This window comes from Rhodococcus sp. PSi06 (assembly GCF_054960675.1).
The window spans coordinates 209,310-231,543 of record NZ_JBHNYO010000008.1; the positions used below are offsets into that span (position 1 = coordinate 209,310).

Consider the following 22,234-nt stretch of genomic DNA (forward strand, 5'->3'; position numbering starts at 1 on the left):
CAGTTGCCGTCGTCGCAGTCCTCACGTTGACAGGATGTGGATCAGACGTGCTCGACGATCCGTACGAAAAGCCCAGCCCCACAGTAACGGCGGACTCAGCCGCGGCCCTGGAATCGCTACCGTCGCTCGAAGACACCGAGGTGCAGATGACGAGCGCCGTCGAGCAGATCGGTGCCTTCGTCGCCACTCTCGTACCGGGCATGGAGTGGACCTGGATACGAGACCGAAGAGGCGGCGGATGCTTGGGGCGATACGAAGACACGGATGGGAAACTCGTCTACTCGAAGAACTACGTGTCGCCGGGGCCGATCCCGGATGCGTTGTGGCCGGCCGTGTTCGAGCAGGCTCGCACTCTTGCCGCGGCGGTGGGCGCGACCGAGTACGAAACCTTCCACGATGATCCGGGCAACCACGAGGTTCGGTTCTACAGCCCGGAGGCCACATTCATCACAGTCGGAAGTTTGACTGCCTCAGTGATCTCCAGCAGCACGGGATGCCGACTGCCCCAAGCTAAAATGCCGGGCCCAAAGGCTCCGCAGCCTTCCTCCACGCCGAACCCATGACTATCCCTGCATTGAAAGGTTCCGGTGACGATGTTCAACAGCGCGTTCGACGAGCTGGGCGCGAAAGTGCAACGCGCTCAATCGATTGTGCGCGAGATTCGTGGCGTCGGAAGGGCCGGCGGTATCGCGGTCGAGATCGACGCCGAGAACCGGTTGGTCGCACTGCATCATGCGGATGCCGACCTCATCATGGCGGCCTATCGAGCAGCGCTACTGGACAAGCAACCGCAAGTGGACGAGGCGATGCGGGATGTTCTCAGCCATCCTGACGCACAGGCAGTGACCTCGTTCGTCGGTACTCACAATCCCGGCGGCCAAGCGGATCCGGTGCAATCGGGGCAGTCCGTCGAGGATGGCGACCTGATTTTTCAGAGAATCCGACAGGACCCGCTCGGTCGGCATCGTTGAACAGCAACTCAGAACCTCAGCACTGTCCCGCCCCGGCGGCGTCGAGTCCGCGCAGAATTTCGCTCTGGTCACTCGGCGGCACGGTGTTCCAACTCGGCGCGGTGGTCATTTCGTTGCGCAGACCCTCGACCGACTTGGCGCGGTCGGAGATTCCGGTTTGTTCCAGCGCATCGATGGACGGCAGGAACTGGGTGCAGGTCTGCTGGTAGAGCTGTTCACCGGTGACGCCCGAGGTCGGGGCAGCGGGGTCGGCCTCGGGCTGAGCCTCTGGGATCGGAGCCTCGGGGATCGGAGCGTCGGCAGAGGCCGGCGTAGGTGCCGGGGCGTCGACCGTGGTGCCGGCGGGGACCGTCGTGGAGGCCGCAGCGGAGGTGGTCGTGGCCTCAGCGGGAGTGCTCGACGCGGCATCGGTCGACTCGTCGCCGCTGCAGCCGGCCACCGAGACAGCCACGATCAATCCGAGCAGTCCGGTCGCAATTTTTCGGTTCATCGCAAATGTGTACCACCCGCTGCTCAGAGCAGTGTCTGCGCACGTCCGGTGATGGTGCTCAGTGCCGTCGCCCAGGCGCGGTTCTCCGGGTCGAGAAACGCACCGTGTCCGGCTCCGGGCAGTACGACGAGTTCGGTGTCGGAGCTGCCGGCTTTGGTTGCCGCATCGACGTAGACGCGGCTCTGATTGACCGACACCGTCTGATCCGCATCACCGTGCAGGGCAGTCAGTGGAATGTCGAGGGGCAGGTACTCGATGGGCGACGCGATCTTGTAGCGGCCGGGTACCTCGTTCGGCATGCCGCCGAGGAAGACCGGCACGAACTTGTCGTTTCCGATTGTGGCTGCCCGCTTCATGTCGAACACACCGGCCATGATGGTGGCGCTACGCGGCCTGATTCTCGGTTCCGCTCCCGGCGCGTCGACGGGCATCAGGTGCCGAGCAGCGACCCATGCTGCGAGTTGGCCGCCGGCCGAGTGTCCGGCGACGTGGACGCGATCGAGATCGAGTCTGCCGTCGGCCGCGTCCTGTACGACGGTGGCCAGCGCTTCGGTGGCGTCGTCGACGTCGGTGAGGGTGTTGGCCCAGTTGTTCGGCCCGCGCCGATATTCGACGTTCCACACCGCGATGCCCTCGTCGGCGATGGCTGTCGACATCTGCTGGAAGTACGACAGGTCGAGCCCTTCCTGCCACCCGCCACCGTGAATCAGCACCACCACCGGTAGTGACGTGGCGTCGTTGGCGGGGAGGTAGAGATCGCCGATGTTGTCCGGCTGATAGCCGTACTTCAGACGGACCGGATCGCCGGTCGGGCTCGAAACTGGATGCAGCGCAGCCGAATACGTCTCGGCTGTACTCGGTGAGGAGTCGTCCTCGGTGGTGCTGCAACCTACCAGCGTCACGGCCAACAGACCGGACAGGAAGTGACGACGGTTCACGCGCGCTGGGCCGTCCAATCGAGCAGGTCGTCGAGCGCCCAGGTGTTGATCACGCGCTCGGCCGGTACGCCCTGCGCCTCGGCGCGGACGCAGCCGTAGCCCTGCCAGTCGAGTTGGCCGGGCGCGTGCGCATCGGTGTCGATGGAGAACAGGCATCCACGTTCGAGGGCGATGTCGATGAGGCGCTCGGGTGGATCCTGCCGTTCGGGCCGGGCGTTGATCTCCACCGCGGTGCCGAACTGGCGGCACCCCTCGAACACCACCGGGGCGTCGAACGTCGATTCGGGCCTGGTGCCGCGGCCGCCCTCGACGAGCCGCCCGGTGCAGTGGCCGAGGACGTCGACGTGTGGGTTGGCGATGGCGGTGACCATCCGTTTGGTCATCGTCTTCGAGTCGGCTCGCAGGTTGGAGTGCACGCTCGCCACCACCACGTCCAGTTCGGCGAGCAGGCCCTCGTCCTGATCGAGCGAACCGTCGTCGAGGATGTCCACCTCGATTCCGGTGAGGATGCGAAACGGTGCAAGCCGCTCGTTGAGCTCGGCGACGATGTCGAGTTGGGCGCGCAGACGCTCGGCCGTGAGACCGTTCGCGACCTTCAGGCGCGGGGAATGATCGGTCAGCGCGCAGTACTCGTGGCCGAGCCCGGCAGCGGTGCGCATCATCTCCTCGATGGGGCTACCGCCGTCGGACCAGTTGGAATGGGTGTGCAGATCACCCTTCAGCGCAGCGCGAAGGTCGTTGTTGCCAATGGGTTCGGCAGCGTTTCGTTGCTCGAGAAGATAATCCGGAACGTCCTGCGTCAGTGCCTGGCGGATGATGAGCGACGTCTTGGCCCCGATTCCGGCCAAGGATGACCAGCTGTCGGCCTTCTCGTGCTCGGATCGTTGTGCGGGATCCAGAGATTCGACGACATCGGCAGCTCGCCGATATGCCTTGACTCGATGGGTGTCCGAACGGGAACGCTCGAGCCAGAAGCCGATCTCTCGAAGTGCGTCCACCGGATCCATGCGGTCCATTGTGCCTGCCTGTACCGAGACGTGTGCACGGGGTAAACGGACAAAACTCTCAGGTAGTTGCCAGGTCGCTCGCACCCCACGGGCTTGAAGCTGCAACTACCATCAGCAGTCATGACCAAGAAATGGTGGATCGTAGGCGTGGTTGTCGTTGTGCTCGTGGCGCTCGGGTTGTACTTTGGACCCAAGATCTACGCCTCGTTCCAGGAGGACGACGCACCGGCGGCGACGGTATCCACCTCCGGTGCCCAGGCAGCGACCGTGGTGGACATCGACGGACGATGGATCGTCACCCCGGGAGACGAAACCAACACCACGGCCGCGGGCTACACCGTCGACGAACTGCTCAACGGTTCCGACGTGACGGTGGTCGGATCGACCACCGAGGTTGCCGGCAACGTGACCATCGCCGACGACACCCTGACCGACGGACAGATCGTGGTCCTGACGAACTCGATCAGCACCGACAGCGACCGCCGCGACAGCCAGTTCCGCGGCAACATCTTCGACACGGCCACCTATCCGACGGCGACGTTCACGATCGACTCGCCGATCGACCTCTCCGCACTGCCCAAGGACGGCACCACCGAAACCGTCACGGCCCAGGGCACATTGACGCTCAAGGATCAGACCCGTCCGATCTCGGTCGAGATGGAGGTGCTCCTGTCCGGAGACACGCTCATCGCGTCGGGTGCCATTCCGACGACGTGGACCGACTACGAGATCGAGCCACCGTCGCTCGGTTTCGTCACGGTGGATCCCTCGGGAACCATCGACTTCCTGGTCAATCTGAGCCGGCAGTAGCCGGTTCTCGCTCGGCCGCAGGCTTCCACCCCGGCGGTCCGACGAGGTATCCGAGCCGGTCCTTCCATGACCGCGATGCCGCAACATCCCGCGCGATGTTGCGGTATTCGTGTGTCTGGAGGGTCCAGATGTTGAACGTGTCGACTGGCTTGGTCAAACCGTAGTTCGGCCGCTCGACCTCCTCGGCGTAGCTGCCGAACAGGCGATCCCAGACGATGAGGATGCCGCCGTAGTTCTTGTCGAGATACTGCGGATCGCGGCCGTGGTGGACGCGGTGGTGGGAGGGAGTGTTGAAGACGAACTCGAACGGGCGCGGCAGACGATCGATGCGCTCGGTGTGAACCCAGAACTGGTACACGAGGTTGATCGAGAATCCGACGAACACCATCCACGGCGGCATTCCGAGCAGTGGCAGGGGCAGCCACATGATGACCTCGCCGCTGTTGTTCCACTTCTGGCGCAACGCCGCGGCGAAGTTGAAGTACTCGCTCGAATGATGGGATTGATGCGTCGCCCAGATGATTCGAGTTCGATGCGCGATGCGGTGGTAGCCGTAGAACAACAGGTCGACGCCCAGGATCAGAATCACCCAGGTGTACCAGGCGTCGGCGGGCAGATGCCACGGCGCGACGTAGACATAGATGGCCGTGTAGCCGACCAGTGCCAGCGCCTTCCAGGCCGTGGTGGTCGCGATCGACACCAGGCCCATGCTCAGGCTGGCTCGCGCGTCCCTGCCGGAGTAACCGCCGCGTTGACCGTCCTCGAGCTTCGCGGCCGCTACCCATTCGATGGCCAGTAGCAGCGCGAACGCGGGGACGGCCAGTGCGACCGGATCGCGCAGCGGCTCAGGCAGTGCATTCCACGCCGAACCGATCCACTCGCTCATCGAACCTCCAGTGCGTGACATCCAGGGCAGAAGTGTAACTCTACCGTCCGAGTTTTCCCATGGCTGCAGCTCGGATGGACCGCAGCGATGCGGCTCGTACTGTGGAGACGAGGCACTGAGCTGCCAAGAGAACGGAGTCGGACTTGCTGAAGAAAATTACGTCCACGATCGGGCAGGTAGGCGAGTCCGTGTTGGGAGTCGTCGGGATTCGGGTGGGAACCGAGGAGCCGGCGCACACGAGTCGCTCATTGACCGAGGCGGTGGAAATCCGTCGTTACGAACCGCGCATCGCCGCGCAGACCACCGTCGACGCCGACGAGGAAGAGGCGCGCCGCGAGGGTTTCCGTCGCCTGGCCGGGTACATCTTCGGTGGAAACGGGGGCAAGCAGAAGGTCGCCATGACTGCTCCGGTCAGTCAGGCGTCCGCAGGCTCGCAGAAGATAGCGATGACGGCCCCCGTGTCCAGCACGCCCGGCAGCGACGGCTGGGTCGTCCGGTTCTTCATGCCGTCCAAGTGGACGATGGACACGCTGCCCACGCCGAACGACGACCGCGTCACGCTGACGACGGTTCCGGCGGAGACGGTGGCCGTGTTGCGTTTCAGTGGCGGACGCGGCCGCGACAACATCGAACCGCAGATGGCGGCGTTGACCGCTGCGCTGCGCGCACACGGGATCGAGATGCTGGGCGAGCCGATGACCTGGTTCTACGACCCGCCCTGGACCTTGGCACCGTTCCGTCGCAACGAGGTGGTGGTGGCGGTACCGGAAGGATCCTGACGGGTCTGCTCGACCGACCGACTGCTCGCTAATTTCCTACTGAAATGATAGGAATTGAACCGTGCACATCACGGCGAGGGCGGACTATGCGGTGCGGACGCTCGTCGAACTGGCCGCCGTCGGCGGGCAGGGCCCCGCGAAAGCCGAGGCGTTGGCCACCGCGCAAGGCATTCCGCACAAATTCCTCGAGTCGGTGCTCTCGGATCTGCGTCGCGCAGACTTGGTCTGCAGCCGGCGGGGTCCCGACGGCGGCTACTGGTTGGCGCGGGACGCGTCGAACATTTCCGTTGCCGATGTGATCAGGGCCGTCGAGGGGCCGCTGGCGTCCGTGCGTGGTCAACGGCCCGAGGATGCGGAGTATGCAGGCCCCGCCGAGCCGCTCACGCGGGTATGGCTCGCGGTGCGCGTCAATCTGCGTGCGGTGCTCGAGGCGGTGTCGCTCGCGGACATCGTCGAGGACGATTTGCCGGGATTCGTGAAAGACCTGGTCAGTGAGCCGACGGCATGGGCTCGCCGATGACCTGAGTCACACATGCAGGAAGGTGTGGCGCGATCGACAAAATTGCACGTCTCTGCAAACTTGCAGAACTGTGCAAGTTCCGTACGTTGGTAATCGTGACTTCTCCGACGGGCCTTCGTGATCTGAAGAAGGCCGCCACCCGCGACGCCCTGGGGCTGGCGGCCGTGCGTTTGGGAAAGCTGCACGGCTTCGACGCGGTCACTGCCGACGCCATCGCGCACGAGGCCGGTGTCTCCACTCGCACGTTCCACAACTACTTCTCCAACAAAGAAGAAGCGGTTCTGCACCACATCGAGGTCTCTGCCCTCGAATGGTTCGAGTTGCTGCGTGCGCGGCCTTCGACGGAACCCATCTGGGACTCGTTGCGGCACATAGCAATCGACCTTGTCGCTGACCCCGGCAGGGATTTGGAGGATACCTTCGCTGCGGCCCGCCTCATCGAGGCCAACCCCGCATTGATGGCCCGCAAACTCGAAATGCACCAGTCGTTGACCCGCAAACTCGGCGAGGCCATCGCCGAGCGAACCGGAACGAACATCGACACCGACCTGTACCCGAACCTGCTGCAAATGGCAGTCGGTGGAGCCGTGACATCCGCACTGAACATCTGGATCACCGACCCCGCAGGTGCGTCGACACCCAGGGCCCTCATCGAGGACGCCTTCGACCAACTCCGAGCAGGACTGCCCGAACCCAAGGGTCATTCCGCGCGCTCCACTCCCGAACCCCGCCCCGAACACAACCGAGGAGCTTGACAGTGGCCACCTATCTCTACCGAATCGGAAGATTCGCGTACCGACGCAAGGGCATCGTCCTCGGACTGTGGCTGGCGGTTCTGATCGCTGCCGGAGTGGGCGCAGCAACGCTGTCCGCACCGACGGTCAACTCGTTCAGCATACCCGGAACCCCCGCCCAGGCTGCACTCGATCTGCAGAAGGAGCGATTCGGCGGCGCTGAGGATCCGCTGCAAGCGGTCAATGCCGAGTACGTGTTCCAAGCGCCGGACGGGCAGTCGCTCGATACCCCGCAGTACACCTCGGCCATCGACGCGACCATCGCCGAGATCCAGAAGGTCGATGCGGCAAAGCCTGCGGAAGGTGCACCGCCACTTGCCAATCCGGTCGCGGCGAATCAGTCGATCATCGATCAGTACACCAAGGCAGCCACCGAGGCCGGCACCCCGGCCGACAAGGTGGCGGCAGACGCCGCGGCAACCTCGCCGCTGAGCCCGAACGGCAACGTCGGCACCGTCACTGCGCCGGTCAACGTCGATCTCGCCGACGTCACCGACCAAATTCGTAGCGATCTCGACGCAGCCGCACAGCCGGCCCGCGATGCCGGCCTGAACGTCATCCTCGGCGGCACCGTCGCGCAGGAGAACCCGTCGCCCGGTGGCAGTTCGGAGATCGTCGGTCTGGCCGTCGCCGCCGTCGTTCTGCTCATCATGTTCGGCTCGGCCGCAGCGGCCAGCCTGCCGCTCATCACCGCGATCGTCGGTATCGGCATCTCCAGCTTGGCGATCACCACCGCCTCCGGCTTCGCGAGCCTGTCTTCGTTCACCCCGATTCTCGCGATCATGATCGGCCTCGCCGTCGCGATCGACTACTCGCTGTTCATCCTGGCGCGCTACCGACACGAGCTCACTCTCACCGACAACCGTGAAGAGGCCGTCGGGCGGTCGGTCGGAACCGCCGGCTCCGCCGTCGTGTTCGCAGGTGCAACAGTGCTGATCGCGCTCGTAGCACTCCGCGTGGTCGGTATCCCGTTCCTGTCGCAGATGGGTCTGGCCGCCGGCTTCGCGGTGTTCATCGCCGTCCTGATCGCGTTGACCTTCTTGCCGGCCATGCTCGGCGTCTACAAGGGCAAGGCATTCGCCGGCAAGATCAAGTTCGTCAACACCACCGACCCGGAAGACCCCAAGGCGACTCCCACCAACGGTCTTCGGTGGGCGCGGTTCCTGGTCAAGAAACCGATCCTCGGACTGGTGGGAGGCATCGTTCTCCTCGGCGTCATCGCTGGGCCGACCACCGGGTTGTCTCTCGCACTTCCGTCCATCGCCACCTCGGACCCGTCCACGCCTGCCCGCCAGGCCTACGACATCACCGAAGAGGCATTCGGGCCGGGCCGCAACGGTCCGCTGCTCGTCATCGCCGACGCATCGGGCGTCGCAGAAGCCGATCGCACTGCGTCGTTCGGCAAGGTCATCGAGACCATCACCGGGCAGTCCGACGTCACCAATGCACAGATCGTCGCTGTCAATCCCGCCGGTGACACGGCCCAGATTCTCGTCACCCCGTCCAGCACACCCAACAGCGACCAGACGAAGGCACTGGTCACCAACCTGCGCGATGCCGAAAGCGGATTGCAGGAGAGCGCGGGCGTGTCCTACGGCGTGACCGGTGAGACCGCGATCGGCATCGATATCTCCGAGCGGTTGCAGAGCGCGCTGATTCCGTACCTGGCTGTGGTCGTCGGACTGGCGTTCGTGCTGCTGATGCTGGTGTTCCGCTCGATTCTGGTGCCGCTCACCGCAACGGTCGGGTTCCTGCTCAGCGTCCTTGCCACCTTCGGTGCCACGGTGTTCATCTTCCAAGAGGGCGGGCTCGGGCTGATCTCCAACCCGCAGCCGATCGTCAGCTTCATGCCGATCTTCCTGATCGGTGTGGTGTTCGGTCTCGCGATGGACTACCAGGTGTTCCTCGTCTCGCGTATGCGTGAAGAGTTCGTCCACGGAGCGGCTGCCAAGGATGCCGTGGTCAACGGCTTCAAGTACGGCGCACGCGTGGTGACGTCGGCCGCGGTCATCATGATCTCGGTGTTCGCCGCGTTCATCGCCGAGCCGGACTCGTTCATCAAGTCCATCGGCTTCGCGCTCGCAGCGGCGGTGTTCTTCGACGCGTTCGTCGTGCGCATGGTGCTGATTCCCTCGGTGATGGCGCTACTGGGAGACAAGGCCTGGTGGCTGCCGAAGTGGCTGGACAAGATCCTGCCCAACGTCGACATCGAAGGTGCCAAGCTGAAGACGGCTCCGGAGAAGGCCCTCTAGATTCCAGCGTCGTGGCCGACATGGCCGAAGATTGCTCGTAAAACTCGAAACGGAGAGACTGTCATCCATGTGCACGAGTAATCTTCGGTCATCATGCTGATTCCCCTACTTCGCACGTATCTGGCTCCCTACAAGCTGCCGATCGTCGCGTTGATCCTGCTACAACTCGTCAGCACGCTGGCTGCGCTGTTCCTGCCCAGCCTCAATGCCGACATCATCGACAAGGGCGTCACCACCGGCGATACGGGTTACATCCTGTCCGCCGGTGGAGTGATGCTGCTGGTGTCGGCGGTGCAGATCGTCAGCTCGGTGGCCGCGGTGTTCCTCGGTGCTCGCACGGCCATGTCCGTCGGACGTGACCTGCGCGGTTCGATCCTGCATCGAGTCGGTACGTTTTCCGCTCGCGAGGTAGGCCAGTTCGGTGCGCCGTCGTTGATCACCCGCAACACCAACGATGTTCAGCAGGTGCAGTTGGTGATCGTCATGGGGTTCACCATCGTGGTGATGGCTCCGATCATGTGCGTCGGTGGCATCGTCATGTCGTTGCGAGAGGACCTGGGCCTGTCCTGGATCCTGTTGATCGCCGTGCCGGGGCTGGCGATCTCGATGGGCTTGATCATCGTCAAGATGGTGCCCGCTTTCCGTTCGATGCAGAAGCGGATCGACGCCGTCAATCGTGTTCTGCGTGAGCAGATCACCGGCATTCGCGTGGTGCGAGCGTTCGTCCGAGAGAACTTCGAGATAGACCGGTTCGGAGAGGCCAACGCCTCGCTCACCGGAACCGCACTCCGCGTCGGACGCTTGATGGCCCTGATGTTTCCGACGGTCATGCTCATCAGCAACGTCACCAGCGTTGCGGTCATCTGGTTCGGTGGCCATGCCATCGACCGAGGAACCATGCAGATCGGCTCTCTCACAGCTCTTCTGAGCTACATCATGCTCATTCTGATGTCGGTGATGATGGCATCGTTCATCGCGATGATGGTGCCCCGCGCGTCGGTGTGCGCCGATCGCATCAGTGAAGTACTCGCCACCGAATCGTCGGTCGTGTTGCCGGACAAGCCCAAGATGTTCGCGTCCTCGCCGGGAACGGTCGAGCTCGTCAACGCCGAATTCTCCTTCCCCGGTGCCGAATATCCGGTGCTGTGCGGGGTGAACCTGAGGGCCGAGGCAGGCAAGGTCACCGCGATCATCGGTGGCACCGGCTCCGGAAAATCGACCCTGGTCAACCTGATTCCGCGACTGATCGACGTCACCGGCGGGGAGGTACGCGTCGGGGGAGTCGACATCCGTGAGCTCGATCTGGACTTGTTGCGCTCCGAGATCGGATTGATCCCGCAGAAGCCGTACCTGTTCTCGGGCACCATCGCGAGCAATCTGCGCTACGGCAAATCCGACGCCACCGACGCGGAACTGTGGGAAGCACTCGAGATCGCGCAGGGTGCGGACTTCGTTCGGGCCATGCCCGATGGGCTGGAGACTCGCGTCGCGCAGGGTGGCACGACGGTCTCCGGTGGTCAGCGTCAACGCCTCGCCATCGCACGTGCACTCGTACGCAAACCCAGCATCTACCTGTTCGACGACTCGTTCTCCGCACTGGATCTGACGACCGACGCCAACCTGCGCGCGGCACTGAAGCCGGTGACGCGCGATGCCTGCATGATCGTTGTCGCCCAACGCGTCTCGACCATCATCGATGCCGACCAGATACTCGTACTCGACGACGGAAAGCCGGTAGGTGTGGGTACCCACGACCAGTTGATGGCCGACTGCCCCACCTACGCCGAGATCGTCGACTCGCAGCGCGCCGTGGTCGGTGCCCTGTGACCGCGCAGGTGGAGAAGACGGAAGAGAAGGACGACGCTCCCGTCGCCAAAACCGTGGCACCGGGAACCAAGGCCCGTAACTTCAAGGGTTCGTTCAAACGACTGGTCGGCCTGCTTGCCCCCGAGAAGGTCTTCCTGTCGTTGATGCTGGCCTTCGGTATCGCGAGCACCGTGCTCACTGTCGCCGCGCCGACCGTGCTCGGCCACGCAACCGACCTGATCTTCAACGGCGTCGTGGGCCGAGAGCTCGACCCCGGTCAGACCAAAGAGCAAGCGATCGAGAGCCTGCGGGCGGACGGAAACGACTCGGTGGCCGATCTGCTGTCCGGCACCGACGTCACCCCCGGAGCCGGGATCGACTTCGGTGCAGTCGGAACCGTCCTGATGTGGGTTCTCGTGCTGTACGTCCTCTCGGCACTACTGGCTTGGGCGCAGGGCTACATTCTCAACATCGCGCTCCAGCGCCGAATCCTGCTGCTGCGCGGCAGCGTCGAAGCCAAGGTGCATCGACTGCCGCTGAAGTACTTCGACAACAATGCCCGCGGTGAAACGCTCAGCCGCGTCACCAACGACATCGACAACGTCTCGACCAGCTTGCAGCAAACGCTCAGTCAGCTGATCACCGGCATTCTCACCGTGCTCGGCATCCTCGGCGTGATGATCTGGATCTCGCCGCTGCTGGCTCTCGTTGCGGTGCTGACCATTCCGGCGTCGTTCGCGGTGACTGCCGTCATCGCCAAGCGCTCGCAGCCGCACTTCGTCGCGCAGTGGAAGCTCACGGGAAAGCTCAACGCCCAGATCGAGGAGACCTACACCGGCCACGAGATCGTCAAGGCCTTCGGTCGACAGGAAGAGGTGGAGCGCGAGTTCGGCGAGCGCAACCAAAAACTGTTCCAGTCCAGCTTCCGAGCTCAGTTCATCTCCGGCATGATCATGCCCGTCATCATGTTCCTCGGAAACATCAACTACGTGGTCATCGCCGTCGTCGGTGGGCTTCGGGTTGCGTCGGGCACTCTCACCCTCGGTGAAGTGCAGGCCTTCATTCAGTACTCGCGTCAGTTCACTCAGCCGCTCACCCAGGTCGGTGCGATGGTGAACTTGATCCAGTCCGGCGTCGCCTCCGCCGAGCGCATCTTCGAGGTGCTCGACGCCGAGGAAGAAGAGCCGGATCCGGTCGATGCGGTGCGACCCGTCGAGCGTCGGGGACGCGTCGAGTTCGAGAACGTGTCGTTCGGCTACTCGGCCGACCGTCCGCTGATCGAGAACCTCTCTCTGGTGGCCGATCCCGGGCACCTGGTGGCGATCGTCGGTCCGACCGGTGCGGGCAAGACCACGCTGGTCAACCTCATCATGCGGTTCTACGAAATCGACTCCGGTCGGATCACGCTCGACGGCGTCGACACTCGCACGATGACGCGCGAGGAACTCCGTGCGCGTACCGGAATGGTGCTGCAGGACACCTGGCTGTTCGGCGGAACCATTCGCGACAACATTGCCTACGGCGACCCGAGTGCCAGCGAAGAAGAGATTCTCGAGGCCGCGCGGGTGAGCTACGTCGACCGTTTCGTGCATTCTCTGCCCGACGGCTACGACACGGTCATCGACGAGGAAGGCAACAACGTGAGCGCCGGTGAGAAGCAGCTCATCACCATCGCGCGCGCCTTCCTGGCCAAGCCGCTGATCCTCATCCTCGACGAGGCCACCAGCTCCGTCGACACTCGAACCGAACTGCTGGTGCAGAAGGCCACCGCGAAACTGCGCAGCGATCGCACCAGTTTCGTTATCGCGCACCGCCTCTCGACCATCCGGGACGCGGACACCATCGTGGTGATGGAGAACGGCAGCATCGTCGAGCAGGGCAATCACGAGGAACTGCTCGAGGCTCGGGGTGCGTACTTCCGCTTGAATGCGGCGGGAGCGGCTGGAGCGGCTGCGCCGCATGTGAGTGGCTGAGTCACCGGTCGTTCCGCAGGCTCCACTCCTGCCTCGTAGTGGGCTACGAATTTCCGCTCTCGAGGGACGAAGCCGCATACTGACGCGGTGAGTTCCTCCAGTTTCGGCTTCGATATCGGCACCCGGCTCGACGGCGAGTTGGGACGCACCGGCACCATCCACACTCCGCACGGCGATATCGCCACCCCCGCGTTCATCGCGGTGGGAACCAAGGCGACCGTGAAAGCAGTGCTGCCGGAGGCGATGAAGGAACTCGGCGCGCAGGCGCTGCTCGCCAACGCGTATCACCTGTACCTGCAGCCGGGCTCGGACGTCGTCGACGAAGCCGGTGGGCTGGGTAAGTTCATGAACTGGGACGGGCCCACGTTCACCGACAGCGGCGGATTTCAGGTCATGTCGCTCGGTGTGGGCTTCAAGAAGGTCATCTCGATGGACGCCACCCGGGTGCAGTCCGACGACGTGATCGCCGAGGGCAAGGAGCGGTTGGCGCACGTCGACGACGACGGCGTGACCTTCAAATCGCATCTCGATGGCTCCAAGCATCGATTCACTCCCGAGGTGTCGATGCAGATTCAGCATCGCCTCGGTGCCGACATCATGTTCGCCTTCGACGAGCTGACGACGCTGATGAATACCCGCGGCTATCAAGAGAAGTCGGTCGACCGGACTCAGGCGTGGGCCGAGCGATGCGTGCTCGAACACGAACGACTGACCGTCGAGCGCGCAGACAAGCCGTATCAGGCATTGTTCGGAGTGGTGCAGGGCGCGCAGTACGAGGATCTACGACGCAAGGCCGCGCACGATCTCGAGACGATCACCGGTGATACGGGCCGCGGCTTCGACGGATACGGAATCGGCGGTGCGCTCGAGAAGCAGAACCTCGGCACCATCACCCGCTGGGTCAACGAGGAACTGCCCGAACACAAGCCGCGTCACATGCTCGGCATCAGCGAGCCGGACGACTTCTTCACCGCCATCGAGAACGGTGCCGACACGTTCGACTGCGTCAATCCCTCACGGGTGGCGCGCAATGCGGCGATCTACGTGCCGACGGGCCGTTTCAACATCAACACCGCCAAGCATCGACGCGACTTCACCCCGATCGACGAGAACTGCGACTGCTACACCTGCGCGCACTACACCAAGGCGTACATCCATCACCTGTTCAAGGCAAAGGAAATGCTCGCCTCGACACTGTGCACCATCCACAACGAGCGATTCACGGTCAAGCTGGTCGACGATATTCGCGCTTCGATCGAGCAGGGACGTTTCGCAGAATTCAAGACGGAGTTTCTGGGCCGGTTCTATGCGTCGAAGACTGCGTGAGTTGATCTTCCAACGCCGAAATGCGCTGCAGTAGTTCGTTTTCTCGCTCGGCGGCCTTGCGCTGGTACACCTCGGACAGGTCCGCCAGGTATGCCGCGTCGTAGCGGGGGATGATGCTGCGGGTGCAGTTCCAGTCGAACGCCTCGACGTCGATGACGACGCTGCGCTCGCACGTCGCGGCGACGGTCAGGTCGCCGATCTTTTTCAGTCGATCCAGTAGTTCGGGATCGACCGCGGCTTCGACGGTACGAGCGCGTCCGTACAGCTTGAGTCGTTGACGCAGAGGGTAATTCACCAAGAAGATCGCGACACGGTCGTCGTGATCGAGATTGGCCGCGGTCACGTACTGATGGTTGCCGGCGAAATCGGCGAAACCCAACGTGTGATCGTCGAGAACCTGGAGGAAGCCTTTCGGCCCGCTGCGGTACTGGATGTAGGGCCAGCCGGTCTCGGCGACGGTGGCGATCTGGAACTGATCGATCGCACGAATCATCGCCTTCTCGCGAGTGTCGAGAGGCGTCGGACCGTCGTCGGGCCGCTCGGTCTGTGACCCGTAGGCGGTGTAACTGCCGTCGACCTGCTGCCGCGCAATCGCGGCAGGGCCGAACATCAGGTGATGGTAGTGATTGTTCGGCGGCACGGGTGCCACCCTAGGGCAATCGCTGCGTTTCGAGACCCCACGGCCGTACACGTCGTACGCGACGGTGCTCACCGGACTGACGAGTACTCTGGTACTACCGAGTGTGTAGTAGCAGCATTGCCGTGGGGGGACCACAATGTTCGACGCCTTACCTGTGACTTCGTCCCAGGCCGATATCTGGCTGGCGCAACTGTTCATGCCCGATGTGCCCTTCGTCATCGCGTATTACGTCGACATCGTCGGTGCACTCGACGTCGACGTGTTGGCCGCCTGCGGTAGCAGAGCACATCGTGAGTTCTCGTCGTCGACGATGCGGATTGTCGAGGTCGACGGCACTCCGATGCAGCGGTTCGCGGAGACCGAGGCGGAAGCAGCGGAGATTCTGGACTTCCGCGGACACGATCGTCCGGAGGAAGCGGCCACGCAGTGGATGAACCGGGATTGCCGGACGCCCTTGTCGATGAACGGTCGGTTGGTTCGACTGCGTGTCCTGCGCATCAGGGACGATCGCGTCTTCTGGTACACCCGAGCCCATCACATCGCGCTCGACGGTTTTGCGTCGATGAAGGTGCTCGAGCGGGCGGCTGCGCTGTACGCCGCGGCGCAGGATGGCGTCGAGCCACCTCCGATCGATCCGACGACCCCGGCGGCACTTCTCGCCGAGGACGAGCGTTACCACGCATCTGCCCGCGCACGGCGTGATCGGGCGCACTGGGAGTCCGCCGAGACGGCCTGTGCCGCGCCTCGTGGCCCCGATGTCGCGCCTGCGTCCATGCCGATCATCGCCTCGGGCGGGGCCCACCGTGCCACCTCGGCTGTCGTGATCGCGGCCTTCGCCGCGTACCTCGCACGCATCGAGGACGCCGACGACGTGGAACTGTCGCTGCCGGTCTCGGCGCGTCCGACAGCACTGCTGCGCGCGGCCGGATCGTCGTTGTCTCATGTGGTGCCGCTGCGGTTGCCCGGCGTCGGATCGGCGACGGTGAACAATGTGGTCAAATCGGCCGAAATGGCGATCGGGGCGGTGCTGAGGCATCAGCGCAGCAGGCCACCGATACCCGAGAACGGAAATGCATTGCGCGCCGGTCGGTTCGGACCGACCGTCAATGTGATGATGTTCGCGAACACTGTGGCCATCGGCGACTTCGACGGTGAGATCAAGATTCTGACCACAGGTCCGGTGTCCAGTCTTGCCGTCAACATCTACCCCGGGCGACGTGGAGTGTGCCCTCGCATCGACTTCGAGGCCAATCCTGCCGCCTACACGCCGAGCGACCTCGCTCGCCACCACGAACGATTCCTACACTTTCTCGACCGATTCGCCGATCCCGGCTCCGGCGACACGGCCGTGGCCGACCTCGACCTGTTTCTGCCCGACGAACCTCGCACCACGCCCGCGTCGGTCGGAGCGACAGTGATCGAGCACGGATCACTGAACGAGACTTTCGCCGCGGCAGTGACGAAGCACGGCAACCGAATTGCGATCCAGGATGCAGAGCGTTCGGTGACCTACACCGAATTGTCCGACAGGGTCGACGCACTCGCATCCACCCTCGAGGCGCGCGGAATCGGCACGGAAGACCGAGTCGCCGTTCGCATCGGCCGTTCCGTCGAAGGGGTCGTCGCGTTCTGGGCGATCGCACGAGTGGGTGCGGTGTACGTGCCGGTCGATCCGAATCACCCCCGCGATCGGGCACAGTTCCTGGTGCGGAACAGCCGTGCGGTGTTGGGCCTGGGCACGGGCCTGGACACGGGCGACGGCCTGACGGGCGAGGTGGAATGGCTGGATCTCGATGACGTTGTCGCGAAGCGTGAACCGACCGGCAGTGCCTGGACTTCAGCACCCAACTACGCGGCCTACGTCATCTACACCTCCGGATCCACCGGAACTCCCAAGGGCGTCGTCGTCACCCACGATGGTATCGGCCCTCTGGTGCAGCAGATCAGGAGCAGTTACGACCTCGACGCCCGGTCGCGCGTCTGCCATCTCGCCTCACCCGGATTCGACACCGCAATCGTCGAGATGCTGGCCGCAGCAACCGCAGGCGCGGCAGTGGTGATCGCACCGCCAGATAGTTACGGCGGAGCAGAACTGTCGGAACTGATTGTCGATCAACGGATTACCCACCTTCTGATCACGCCGTCGGCACTCGCGACACTGGCCCCCGCAGAGCTGGGGGGTGTCGGAACGATCATCATCGGCGGAGAGGCCGCCCCGAGCGACATGGTCGACCGCTGGTCGACGGGTCGACGACTGCTCAACGCCTACGGCCCCACCGAAACGACCTGCAGTGTGACGATGACCGCGCCCCTGAGTCCGAGCAGCACCGAGGGAATCGGTCGAGCCATGGTGGGGGCGGTGATCCATCTCCTCGATCGGACTCTGCGGCCAGTCCCGTCCGGTGCGGACGGCGAGATCTACATCGAGACTCCCGGCGTCGCGCGGGAGTACCTCGGGCGTACCGCGGATACAGCAGCCCGCTTCGTCGCGAACCCGTTCGACAGCAGCGGAATTCGCATGTTCCGCAGCGGAGATCGGGCGCGGCGACGCGGCGACGGCACGCTGGAGTTCCTCAGCCGCACCGATGATCAGATCAAGATTCGGGGAAATCGCGTCGAACTGGGTGAGGTCGACGCTGCGTTGCGGGCCCACCCTGGCGTCTCCTCGGCATCATCGGCATTGCACCGCAGTCACTCTGGAGATCTACGGATCGACGGGTATGTCGTTCCCGTATGTGTCGGGGACGTGCTCGACACCGAAACCATTCGTCAAGATCTCGCGAAGAGACTGCCGACCCACATGGTGCCGTCGACCATCACGGTTCTCGACGAGATTCCGCTGACGATCAACCGCAAGGTCGATCGTGCGGCACTCCCGTCACCGGACCCGACCACGTCTACGAATTCCGTGAGAGCGGAACCGTCCGGTGCCACCGAGGAGATGGTGGCGACCGCATTCGCACGCGTGCTCGACAGAGAAGGTATCGACTGCGCGGCTTCGTTCTTCGACCTCGGTGGCGACTCGCTGGCGGCAACCAGGGTGGTCGCGTCGGTGCGGGCCGAGGCTTCGGTGGACATCGGCGTCAGGGACCTCGCAGGTGCCCCCTCCGTGCAGGCGTTGGCGGCACGGATCGACGAACGTCGACGTGGTGGGTATCGACAGACTTCGCGGCCTGTGCGCGGCATGTCCGACGGGTTATCGGCCATTCCGCTGGCGCCGCAACAGCGGCATATCGATCGAAGTGCGACGCTACCGCTGTACAACTTGCCGTTCACGGTCACGATTTCCGGTGGGTTCGACGCAGCGGCAGCGGCGCAGGCGCTGACCGACCTGATCGATCGGCACAGCACCTTGCGGACGCGCTTGCCGAATCTCGACGGGGTTCCGGCGCAGGTCGTCGAGCAGAATCCGGCGAAGGCCGTACCGAACCTCGATGTCGTCGACTTCGACGACGAGGCCGTAGTGCAGACGCTCGAGCTGCCCTTCGACGTACGCACCGAATTCCCGATTCGGGCTCGCCTGTTCGCAGTGGAACCCGATCGCCACGTGCTTGCGTGCGCCGTCCACCACAGTGCAGCGGACGGCTGGTCGCTGGGGGTGTTGGCTTCGGACTTCGTCGTGGCGTATCACGCCAGGGTCGGCGGAACCGCGCCGACATGGTCCGAATTACCGCTGCAGTACGGCGATTACAGCGTCTGGGCCGGCGACCACGATGCGTCGGCCGACCTCGATTTCTGGCGTGCAGAGTTGGCGGACATACCCAGTTCGAGGGACCTACCATTGGACCGCCCGCGGGGACAGGAGTGGGATTTCTCCGGGGCACGCGCATCGCTTCGGTTCGATGCACACGCCACCCAGAGAATGTCCGATCTTGCCAAGCGTTGTGGGACTGGACGATTCACCGTGCTTCGTGCGGCACTGTTGCTTCTGCTCGCCGAGGCGACGGGGTCCACCGATATCGTCATCGGGACCCCGGTTGCCGGTCGGGACGACCCGAGCCTGGAGCAGCTCGTCGGAACTTTCAGCAACACCGTCGCGATTCGCACGAACCTCGAATTCGCGACGACCGTCGAGGACGTCGTCCGGCGTGCGCGGGAAAGCGAGTTGCGGGCCTTCGATCACGCGACGGTGCCGTTCGAGGACGTCGTCACGGCACTCGATGTCGAGTCGTCGCAGGCGCGGCATCCGATCTTCCAGGTTGCGCTGTCGTTGGATGTGTTCAGCGCTACGACCCTCGACGTCGGGGATATGCATTTCGAGATCACTCCGCGACCGATCGACATCGCCAAGTGCGATCTCCACTTTCACGTCACCGAACGGCGGGGCGGCGAGGGGGAAGCCATCGAGACGGTGGTCGATATCGTCTATCCCACAGCATTGTTCGACGCGAGCACAGTGGCAGAGCTGGGCCGGCGGTTCGAGCGGATTCTGGAGACGATCGTCGCCCGACCGGACTCGGCTTGGAGAATTTGTACGAAGTAACTACTACACGATGTGTAGCATTCACTAGGCGTGAGGTGCACGCGACTTCGAAGCCAGCGGGAGAACGCATGTCCACCTTCAACGGCCTACCGGCCCACATTCTGCTCGTTCACTTCATCGTGGTGCTGGCACCCCTCACTGCGATCCTCGCTATTGCCGCCAGCATCTGGCCCGGAGTACGCAGCAGGTTCGTGTGGCTCATTGCAGCCTTGTCAGTGCTCACGTTGGTCCTCACACCGCTGACGACCGACGCAGGTGAGTGGCTCGAGAAGCGTGTTCCCAGGACCGCAGCAGTCGAGCAGCACACCGAAATCGGCGACTGGATGATCTACTTCTCCGTCGGTCTGGTCGTCGTCGCCGCGGCACTGGTGTTCCTGCATCTGCGTGAGCGCCGGGGCACCACGCCCGTTCGGTGGCACTCCATTGCCGTGCTGGTGTTGGCAGTGGTGGTCGGAGCGACCACAATCGTCCAGGTGTACAGAATCGGAGAGTCCGGCGCTCGCGCCGCGTGGGACGACGTATCGGCGACGGCCGGCGATGAGTGAGCCGCAGCCGAGCCTGCACGAGCACGAACCGCACAGGGACCTGCCCGGTCGGCTGAACTGGCTGCGGGCCGGAGTGTTGGGTGCCAACGACGGCATCGTCTCCACCGCCGGTCTGGTCGTGGGTGTCGCGGCCGCCACCACCGACCGTGGGGCGCTGTTGACCGCTGGACTCGCAGGACTCGTCGCCGGGGCCGTGTCGATGGCGTTGGGGGAGTATGTCTCGGTCAGCACACAACGCGATGCCGAGCGGTCGCTGTTGATCAAGGAACGTCGAGAACTCGACGAGCAACCCGAGCAGGAACTGGCCGAACTCGCGGCCCTGTACGAGGCCAAGGGCCTCTCGGCCGATACCGCGCAGACCGTGGCTCGCGAACTCACCGAACACGACCCGTTTGCCGCGCACGTGGACGTCGAACTGGGGATCGACCCAGATGCTCTGACCAATCCTTGGCAGGCAGCGGGATCGTCGGCGATCTCGTTCGTCAGCGGCGCGCTGCTGCCGCTGCTGTCCATCCTGTTGTTGCCTGCCTCGCTGCGCGTCCCGGTGACGTTCGCCGTGGTGTTGCTGGCGCTGGCATTGACCGGGACCATCAGCTCGCGTCTGGGTGGTGCTCCGGCTCGGCCTGCAGTGACGCGAATAGTGATAGGTGGTGCGATCGCGATGGCCGTCACCTATGCGATCGGTCAATTGGCAGGTGTCGCAGGCATCTGACCGAGGTCAGCGGAAAATCGAGGTGGCGGCTTCTCCGGTCTCGGGTGCCACTACATCCTGTGCGACGTCGAACAACGCTGCCGAGATGGCTGTGAAAGCGATGACGAGGACCAATCCGCCGGCCACGATTGCGCGGTCGGGGCGATGCTGCGGTGGTTCACCGAGGGCTTGCACACGGCGCACGACGTCTCCGCCGGTACTGGCGAGAGTGCGGGTTTCGTGGTCCAGATGGGTCCGGAGCAGAGCGATTCTGGCGATGGCGGTCTGCGTTTCTCGACGTCCGAGCCGTGCCGCACTCTCGTCGGCGTGACGCTCGGCCGCGTGTCGCACCGTCGCGGTCAGCGGCCCCAGAATGGGATCGAACCGAACTGCGATCTCGCACAGCTGAATCCACACGCTGTGACGGTGTCGCAGGTGGGCACGCTCGTGTTCGAGAACCGCGCGCAACTCCTTGTCCGACAGTGCTTTCACCAGACCTGTGGTGATGACCACGGCCCCTCCTGCGGAGGGGGCCGCGAAGGCGTCGGGAACCTCGGAGTCGACCACGACGATGCCGCCCGTCGCCCGCGCCTCGTCGCCGAAGGCCGATACAGCGGACGCACTGACCATGACGCGTCGAATATGGCGGGCCACCTCGAACGCCCGCCAGAAGATCAACGCGCAGATCATGATTGCGAGTGTCACCCATGCGGGCCGACTCGTCGCCAGCAGGACGGCGGCGAGCGCAGTCAGCGAAGCGAGTAGTGAAAACGCCGTGACCACGGACATGATGGGTAGCAGTACGACGGCGGTCGACGGGTCGAGTCTTCGGTCGAGGTGGTCGGCTCCGAATCGCAGCAGTAGCGACAGTGCCCACGGCAACGCGGCGACGATCAGGAGCAGAGTCATCGATGTTGCTCGGGCGCGTCCGATGTGGCGAGTAGCTCCCGCAGCGTGGCCTCGTCCTCGGGGTCGAGGGCGGCCACGAAGTTGGCCAGCACATCCGCGCGCTCGGCCCGTGCACCGAGTTCGGTGCGCATGCGCATGGCGGCCCGCAGTGCGGGAATCTCGTCGACCGGGGCGTTGAGGGTGTACACGAACGACCGCCCACGGCGCTCGCGATCGACGAGGCCTTTGCCGTGCAGTCGTACCAGAGCGGTCATGACGGTGGTGTGCGCGAGATCCGAGCCCAGATGCTCGCGGGCTTGGGCGACCGAGAGTTCGGTGTGCTCGCCGAGCAGCTCGAGGATCGACTCCTCCAACTGTCCGGACGCTCTACGCACTGCAATTCCTCACTTGATTCGATTACCTCGAGGATAGGCC

The 22,234-nt window shown here is 64.1% G+C and carries 20 protein-coding genes; 13 read left to right on the top strand and 7 right to left on the bottom strand.

Annotated elements, in window-relative coordinates:
* The first annotated feature begins 47 nt into the window (after positions 1-47).
* Entirely contained in the window at positions 48-563 is a 516-nt protein-coding gene (locus ACFI9K_RS12805; RefSeq protein WP_462663841.1) for an LppA family lipoprotein, read from the top strand.
* Positions 564-593: 30 nt separating this feature from the next.
* Positions 594-971, top strand: coding sequence for a hypothetical protein (locus ACFI9K_RS12810; RefSeq protein WP_462663888.1), 378 nt, complete (start codon positions 594-596; stop codon positions 969-971).
* 16 nt (positions 972-987) lie between these two features.
* Here the strand turns inward: ACFI9K_RS12810 and ACFI9K_RS12815 are convergent, their stop codons facing one another.
* Genes ACFI9K_RS12815 through ACFI9K_RS12825 form a run of 3 tightly spaced genes read right to left on the bottom strand, consistent with a single transcriptional unit; the run spans position 988 to position 3,406 of the window.
* Positions 988-1,461: a hypothetical protein gene (locus ACFI9K_RS12815; protein WP_462663842.1), complete on the bottom strand. Its 474-nt coding sequence runs from the start codon at positions 1,459-1,461 to the stop codon at positions 988-990.
* Positions 1,462-1,484: 23 nt separating this feature from the next.
* Positions 1,485-2,399, bottom strand: a complete 915-nt coding sequence (locus tag ACFI9K_RS12820; protein ID WP_462663843.1) for an alpha/beta hydrolase family protein — start codon at positions 2,397-2,399, stop codon at positions 1,485-1,487.
* Positions 2,396-3,406: a PHP domain-containing protein gene (locus ACFI9K_RS12825; RefSeq protein ID WP_462663844.1), complete on the bottom strand. Its 1,011-nt coding sequence runs from the start codon at positions 3,404-3,406 to the stop codon at positions 2,396-2,398. Before ACFI9K_RS12825 ends, ACFI9K_RS12820 begins: the two co-directional genes overlap by 4 nt.
* Before the next feature lie 120 nt (positions 3,407-3,526).
* On the opposite strand from ACFI9K_RS12825, the gene ACFI9K_RS12830 reads away from it, so the two are divergent.
* On the top strand, positions 3,527-4,216 hold the full coding sequence (locus ACFI9K_RS12830; protein ID WP_462663845.1) for a YceI family protein: 690 nt from the start codon (positions 3,527-3,529) through the stop codon (positions 4,214-4,216).
* Here the strand turns inward: ACFI9K_RS12830 and ACFI9K_RS12835 are convergent.
* Complete coding sequence (locus tag ACFI9K_RS12835; RefSeq protein ID WP_462663846.1) at positions 4,197-5,102, bottom strand: sterol desaturase family protein; 906 nt, start codon at positions 5,100-5,102, stop codon at positions 4,197-4,199. The two genes, ACFI9K_RS12830 and ACFI9K_RS12835, sit on opposite strands and share 20 nt — an antisense overlap.
* A 143-nt stretch (positions 5,103-5,245) precedes the next feature.
* Between ACFI9K_RS12835 and ACFI9K_RS12840 the strand changes: the two genes are divergently transcribed.
* The 7 genes from ACFI9K_RS12840 (at position 5,246) to tgt (ending at position 14,552) form a co-directional block, all read left to right on the top strand.
* On the top strand, positions 5,246-5,881 hold the full coding sequence (locus tag ACFI9K_RS12840) for an SOUL family heme-binding protein (protein WP_462663847.1): 636 nt from the start codon (positions 5,246-5,248) through the stop codon (positions 5,879-5,881).
* A 61-nt stretch (positions 5,882-5,942) separates the two neighbouring features.
* Positions 5,943-6,401, top strand: a complete 459-nt coding sequence (locus ACFI9K_RS12845; RefSeq protein ID WP_462663848.1) for an RrF2 family transcriptional regulator — start codon at positions 5,943-5,945, stop codon at positions 6,399-6,401.
* 86 nt (positions 6,402-6,487) lie between these two features.
* The gene (locus ACFI9K_RS12850; protein WP_462663849.1) at positions 6,488-7,156 is read left to right on the top strand and encodes an acyl-CoA-like ligand-binding transcription factor; all 669 of its coding nucleotides are present in this window, start codon (positions 6,488-6,490) and stop codon (positions 7,154-7,156) included.
* A 2-nt stretch (positions 7,157-7,158) separates the two neighbouring features.
* A complete protein-coding gene (locus tag ACFI9K_RS12855; RefSeq protein WP_462663850.1) occupies positions 7,159-9,447 on the top strand; it encodes an MMPL family transporter in 2,289 nt (762 codons plus the stop codon).
* Between the two features lie 93 nt (positions 9,448-9,540).
* Positions 9,541-11,274, top strand: coding sequence for an ABC transporter ATP-binding protein (locus tag ACFI9K_RS12860; RefSeq protein WP_462663851.1), 1,734 nt, complete (start codon positions 9,541-9,543; stop codon positions 11,272-11,274).
* Positions 11,271-13,226, top strand: a complete 1,956-nt coding sequence (locus ACFI9K_RS12865; protein ID WP_462663852.1) for an ABC transporter ATP-binding protein — start codon at positions 11,271-11,273, stop codon at positions 13,224-13,226. Before ACFI9K_RS12860 ends, ACFI9K_RS12865 begins: the two co-directional genes overlap by 4 nt.
* 87 nt (positions 13,227-13,313) lie before the next feature.
* Entirely contained in the window at positions 13,314-14,552 is a 1,239-nt protein-coding gene (gene tgt, locus ACFI9K_RS12870; RefSeq protein ID WP_462663853.1) for a tRNA guanosine(34) transglycosylase Tgt, read from the top strand.
* Here tgt and ACFI9K_RS12875 read toward each other — a convergent pair.
* Positions 14,506-15,162: a pyridoxamine 5'-phosphate oxidase family protein gene (locus ACFI9K_RS12875; RefSeq protein ID WP_462663889.1), complete on the bottom strand. Its 657-nt coding sequence runs from the start codon at positions 15,160-15,162 to the stop codon at positions 14,506-14,508. The two genes, tgt and ACFI9K_RS12875, sit on opposite strands and share 47 nt — an antisense overlap.
* A 184-nt stretch (positions 15,163-15,346) precedes the next feature.
* Here ACFI9K_RS12875 and ACFI9K_RS12880 point away from each other — a divergent pair, with 184 nt between their 5' ends.
* The 3 genes from ACFI9K_RS12880 (at position 15,347) to ACFI9K_RS12890 (ending at position 20,932) form a co-directional block, all read left to right on the top strand.
* Positions 15,347-19,675: an amino acid adenylation domain-containing protein gene (locus ACFI9K_RS12880; protein WP_462663854.1), complete on the top strand. Its 4,329-nt coding sequence runs from the start codon at positions 15,347-15,349 to the stop codon at positions 19,673-19,675.
* Between the two features lie 68 nt (positions 19,676-19,743).
* Positions 19,744-20,220: a DUF2231 domain-containing protein gene (locus ACFI9K_RS12885; protein ID WP_462663855.1), complete on the top strand. Its 477-nt coding sequence runs from the start codon at positions 19,744-19,746 to the stop codon at positions 20,218-20,220.
* The gene (locus tag ACFI9K_RS12890; protein WP_462663856.1) at positions 20,213-20,932 is read left to right on the top strand and encodes a VIT1/CCC1 transporter family protein; all 720 of its coding nucleotides are present in this window, start codon (positions 20,213-20,215) and stop codon (positions 20,930-20,932) included. The genes ACFI9K_RS12885 and ACFI9K_RS12890 overlap by 8 nt, the downstream gene beginning before the upstream one ends.
* A gap of 6 nt (positions 20,933-20,938) precedes the next feature.
* On the opposite strand, the gene ACFI9K_RS12895 is transcribed toward ACFI9K_RS12890, so the two are convergent.
* Positions 20,939-21,820 carry a M56 family metallopeptidase gene (locus ACFI9K_RS12895; protein ID WP_462663857.1) on the bottom strand — a complete coding sequence of 294 codons (882 nt, stop codon included), beginning with the start codon at positions 21,818-21,820 and terminating at the stop codon, positions 20,939-20,941.
* Positions 21,817-22,194: a BlaI/MecI/CopY family transcriptional regulator gene (locus ACFI9K_RS12900; RefSeq protein WP_462663858.1), complete on the bottom strand. Its 378-nt coding sequence runs from the start codon at positions 22,192-22,194 to the stop codon at positions 21,817-21,819. Before ACFI9K_RS12900 ends, ACFI9K_RS12895 begins: the two co-directional genes overlap by 4 nt.
* Positions 22,195-22,234 lie beyond the last annotated feature (40 nt).

Excerpts from the sequence above, each read along its gene's own strand:
- ACFI9K_RS12860 (WP_462663851.1), top strand. The coding sequence starts at position 9,541 with ATGCTGATTCCCCTACTTCGCACGTATCTGGCTCCCTACAAGCTGCCG.
- ACFI9K_RS12875 (WP_462663889.1), bottom strand. The coding sequence starts at position 15,162 with ATGTTCGGCCCTGCCGCGATTGCGCGGCAGCAGGTCGACGGCAGTTAC.
- ACFI9K_RS12815 (WP_462663842.1), bottom strand. The coding sequence starts at position 1,461 with ATGAACCGAAAAATTGCGACCGGACTGCTCGGATTGATCGTGGCTGTC.
- ACFI9K_RS12810 (WP_462663888.1), top strand. The coding sequence starts at position 594 with ATGTTCAACAGCGCGTTCGACGAGCTGGGCGCGAAAGTGCAACGCGCT.
- ACFI9K_RS12830 (WP_462663845.1), top strand. The coding sequence starts at position 3,527 with ATGACCAAGAAATGGTGGATCGTAGGCGTGGTTGTCGTTGTGCTCGTG.
- ACFI9K_RS12835 (WP_462663846.1), bottom strand. The coding sequence starts at position 5,102 with ATGAGCGAGTGGATCGGTTCGGCGTGGAATGCACTGCCTGAGCCGCTG.
- ACFI9K_RS12885 (WP_462663855.1), top strand. The coding sequence starts at position 19,744 with ATGTCCACCTTCAACGGCCTACCGGCCCACATTCTGCTCGTTCACTTC.
- ACFI9K_RS12895 (WP_462663857.1), bottom strand. The coding sequence starts at position 21,820 with ATGACTCTGCTCCTGATCGTCGCCGCGTTGCCGTGGGCACTGTCGCTA.
- ACFI9K_RS12890 (WP_462663856.1), top strand. The coding sequence starts at position 20,213 with ATGAGTGAGCCGCAGCCGAGCCTGCACGAGCACGAACCGCACAGGGAC.
- ACFI9K_RS12825 (WP_462663844.1), bottom strand. The coding sequence starts at position 3,406 with ATGGATCCGGTGGACGCACTTCGAGAGATCGGCTTCTGGCTCGAGCGT.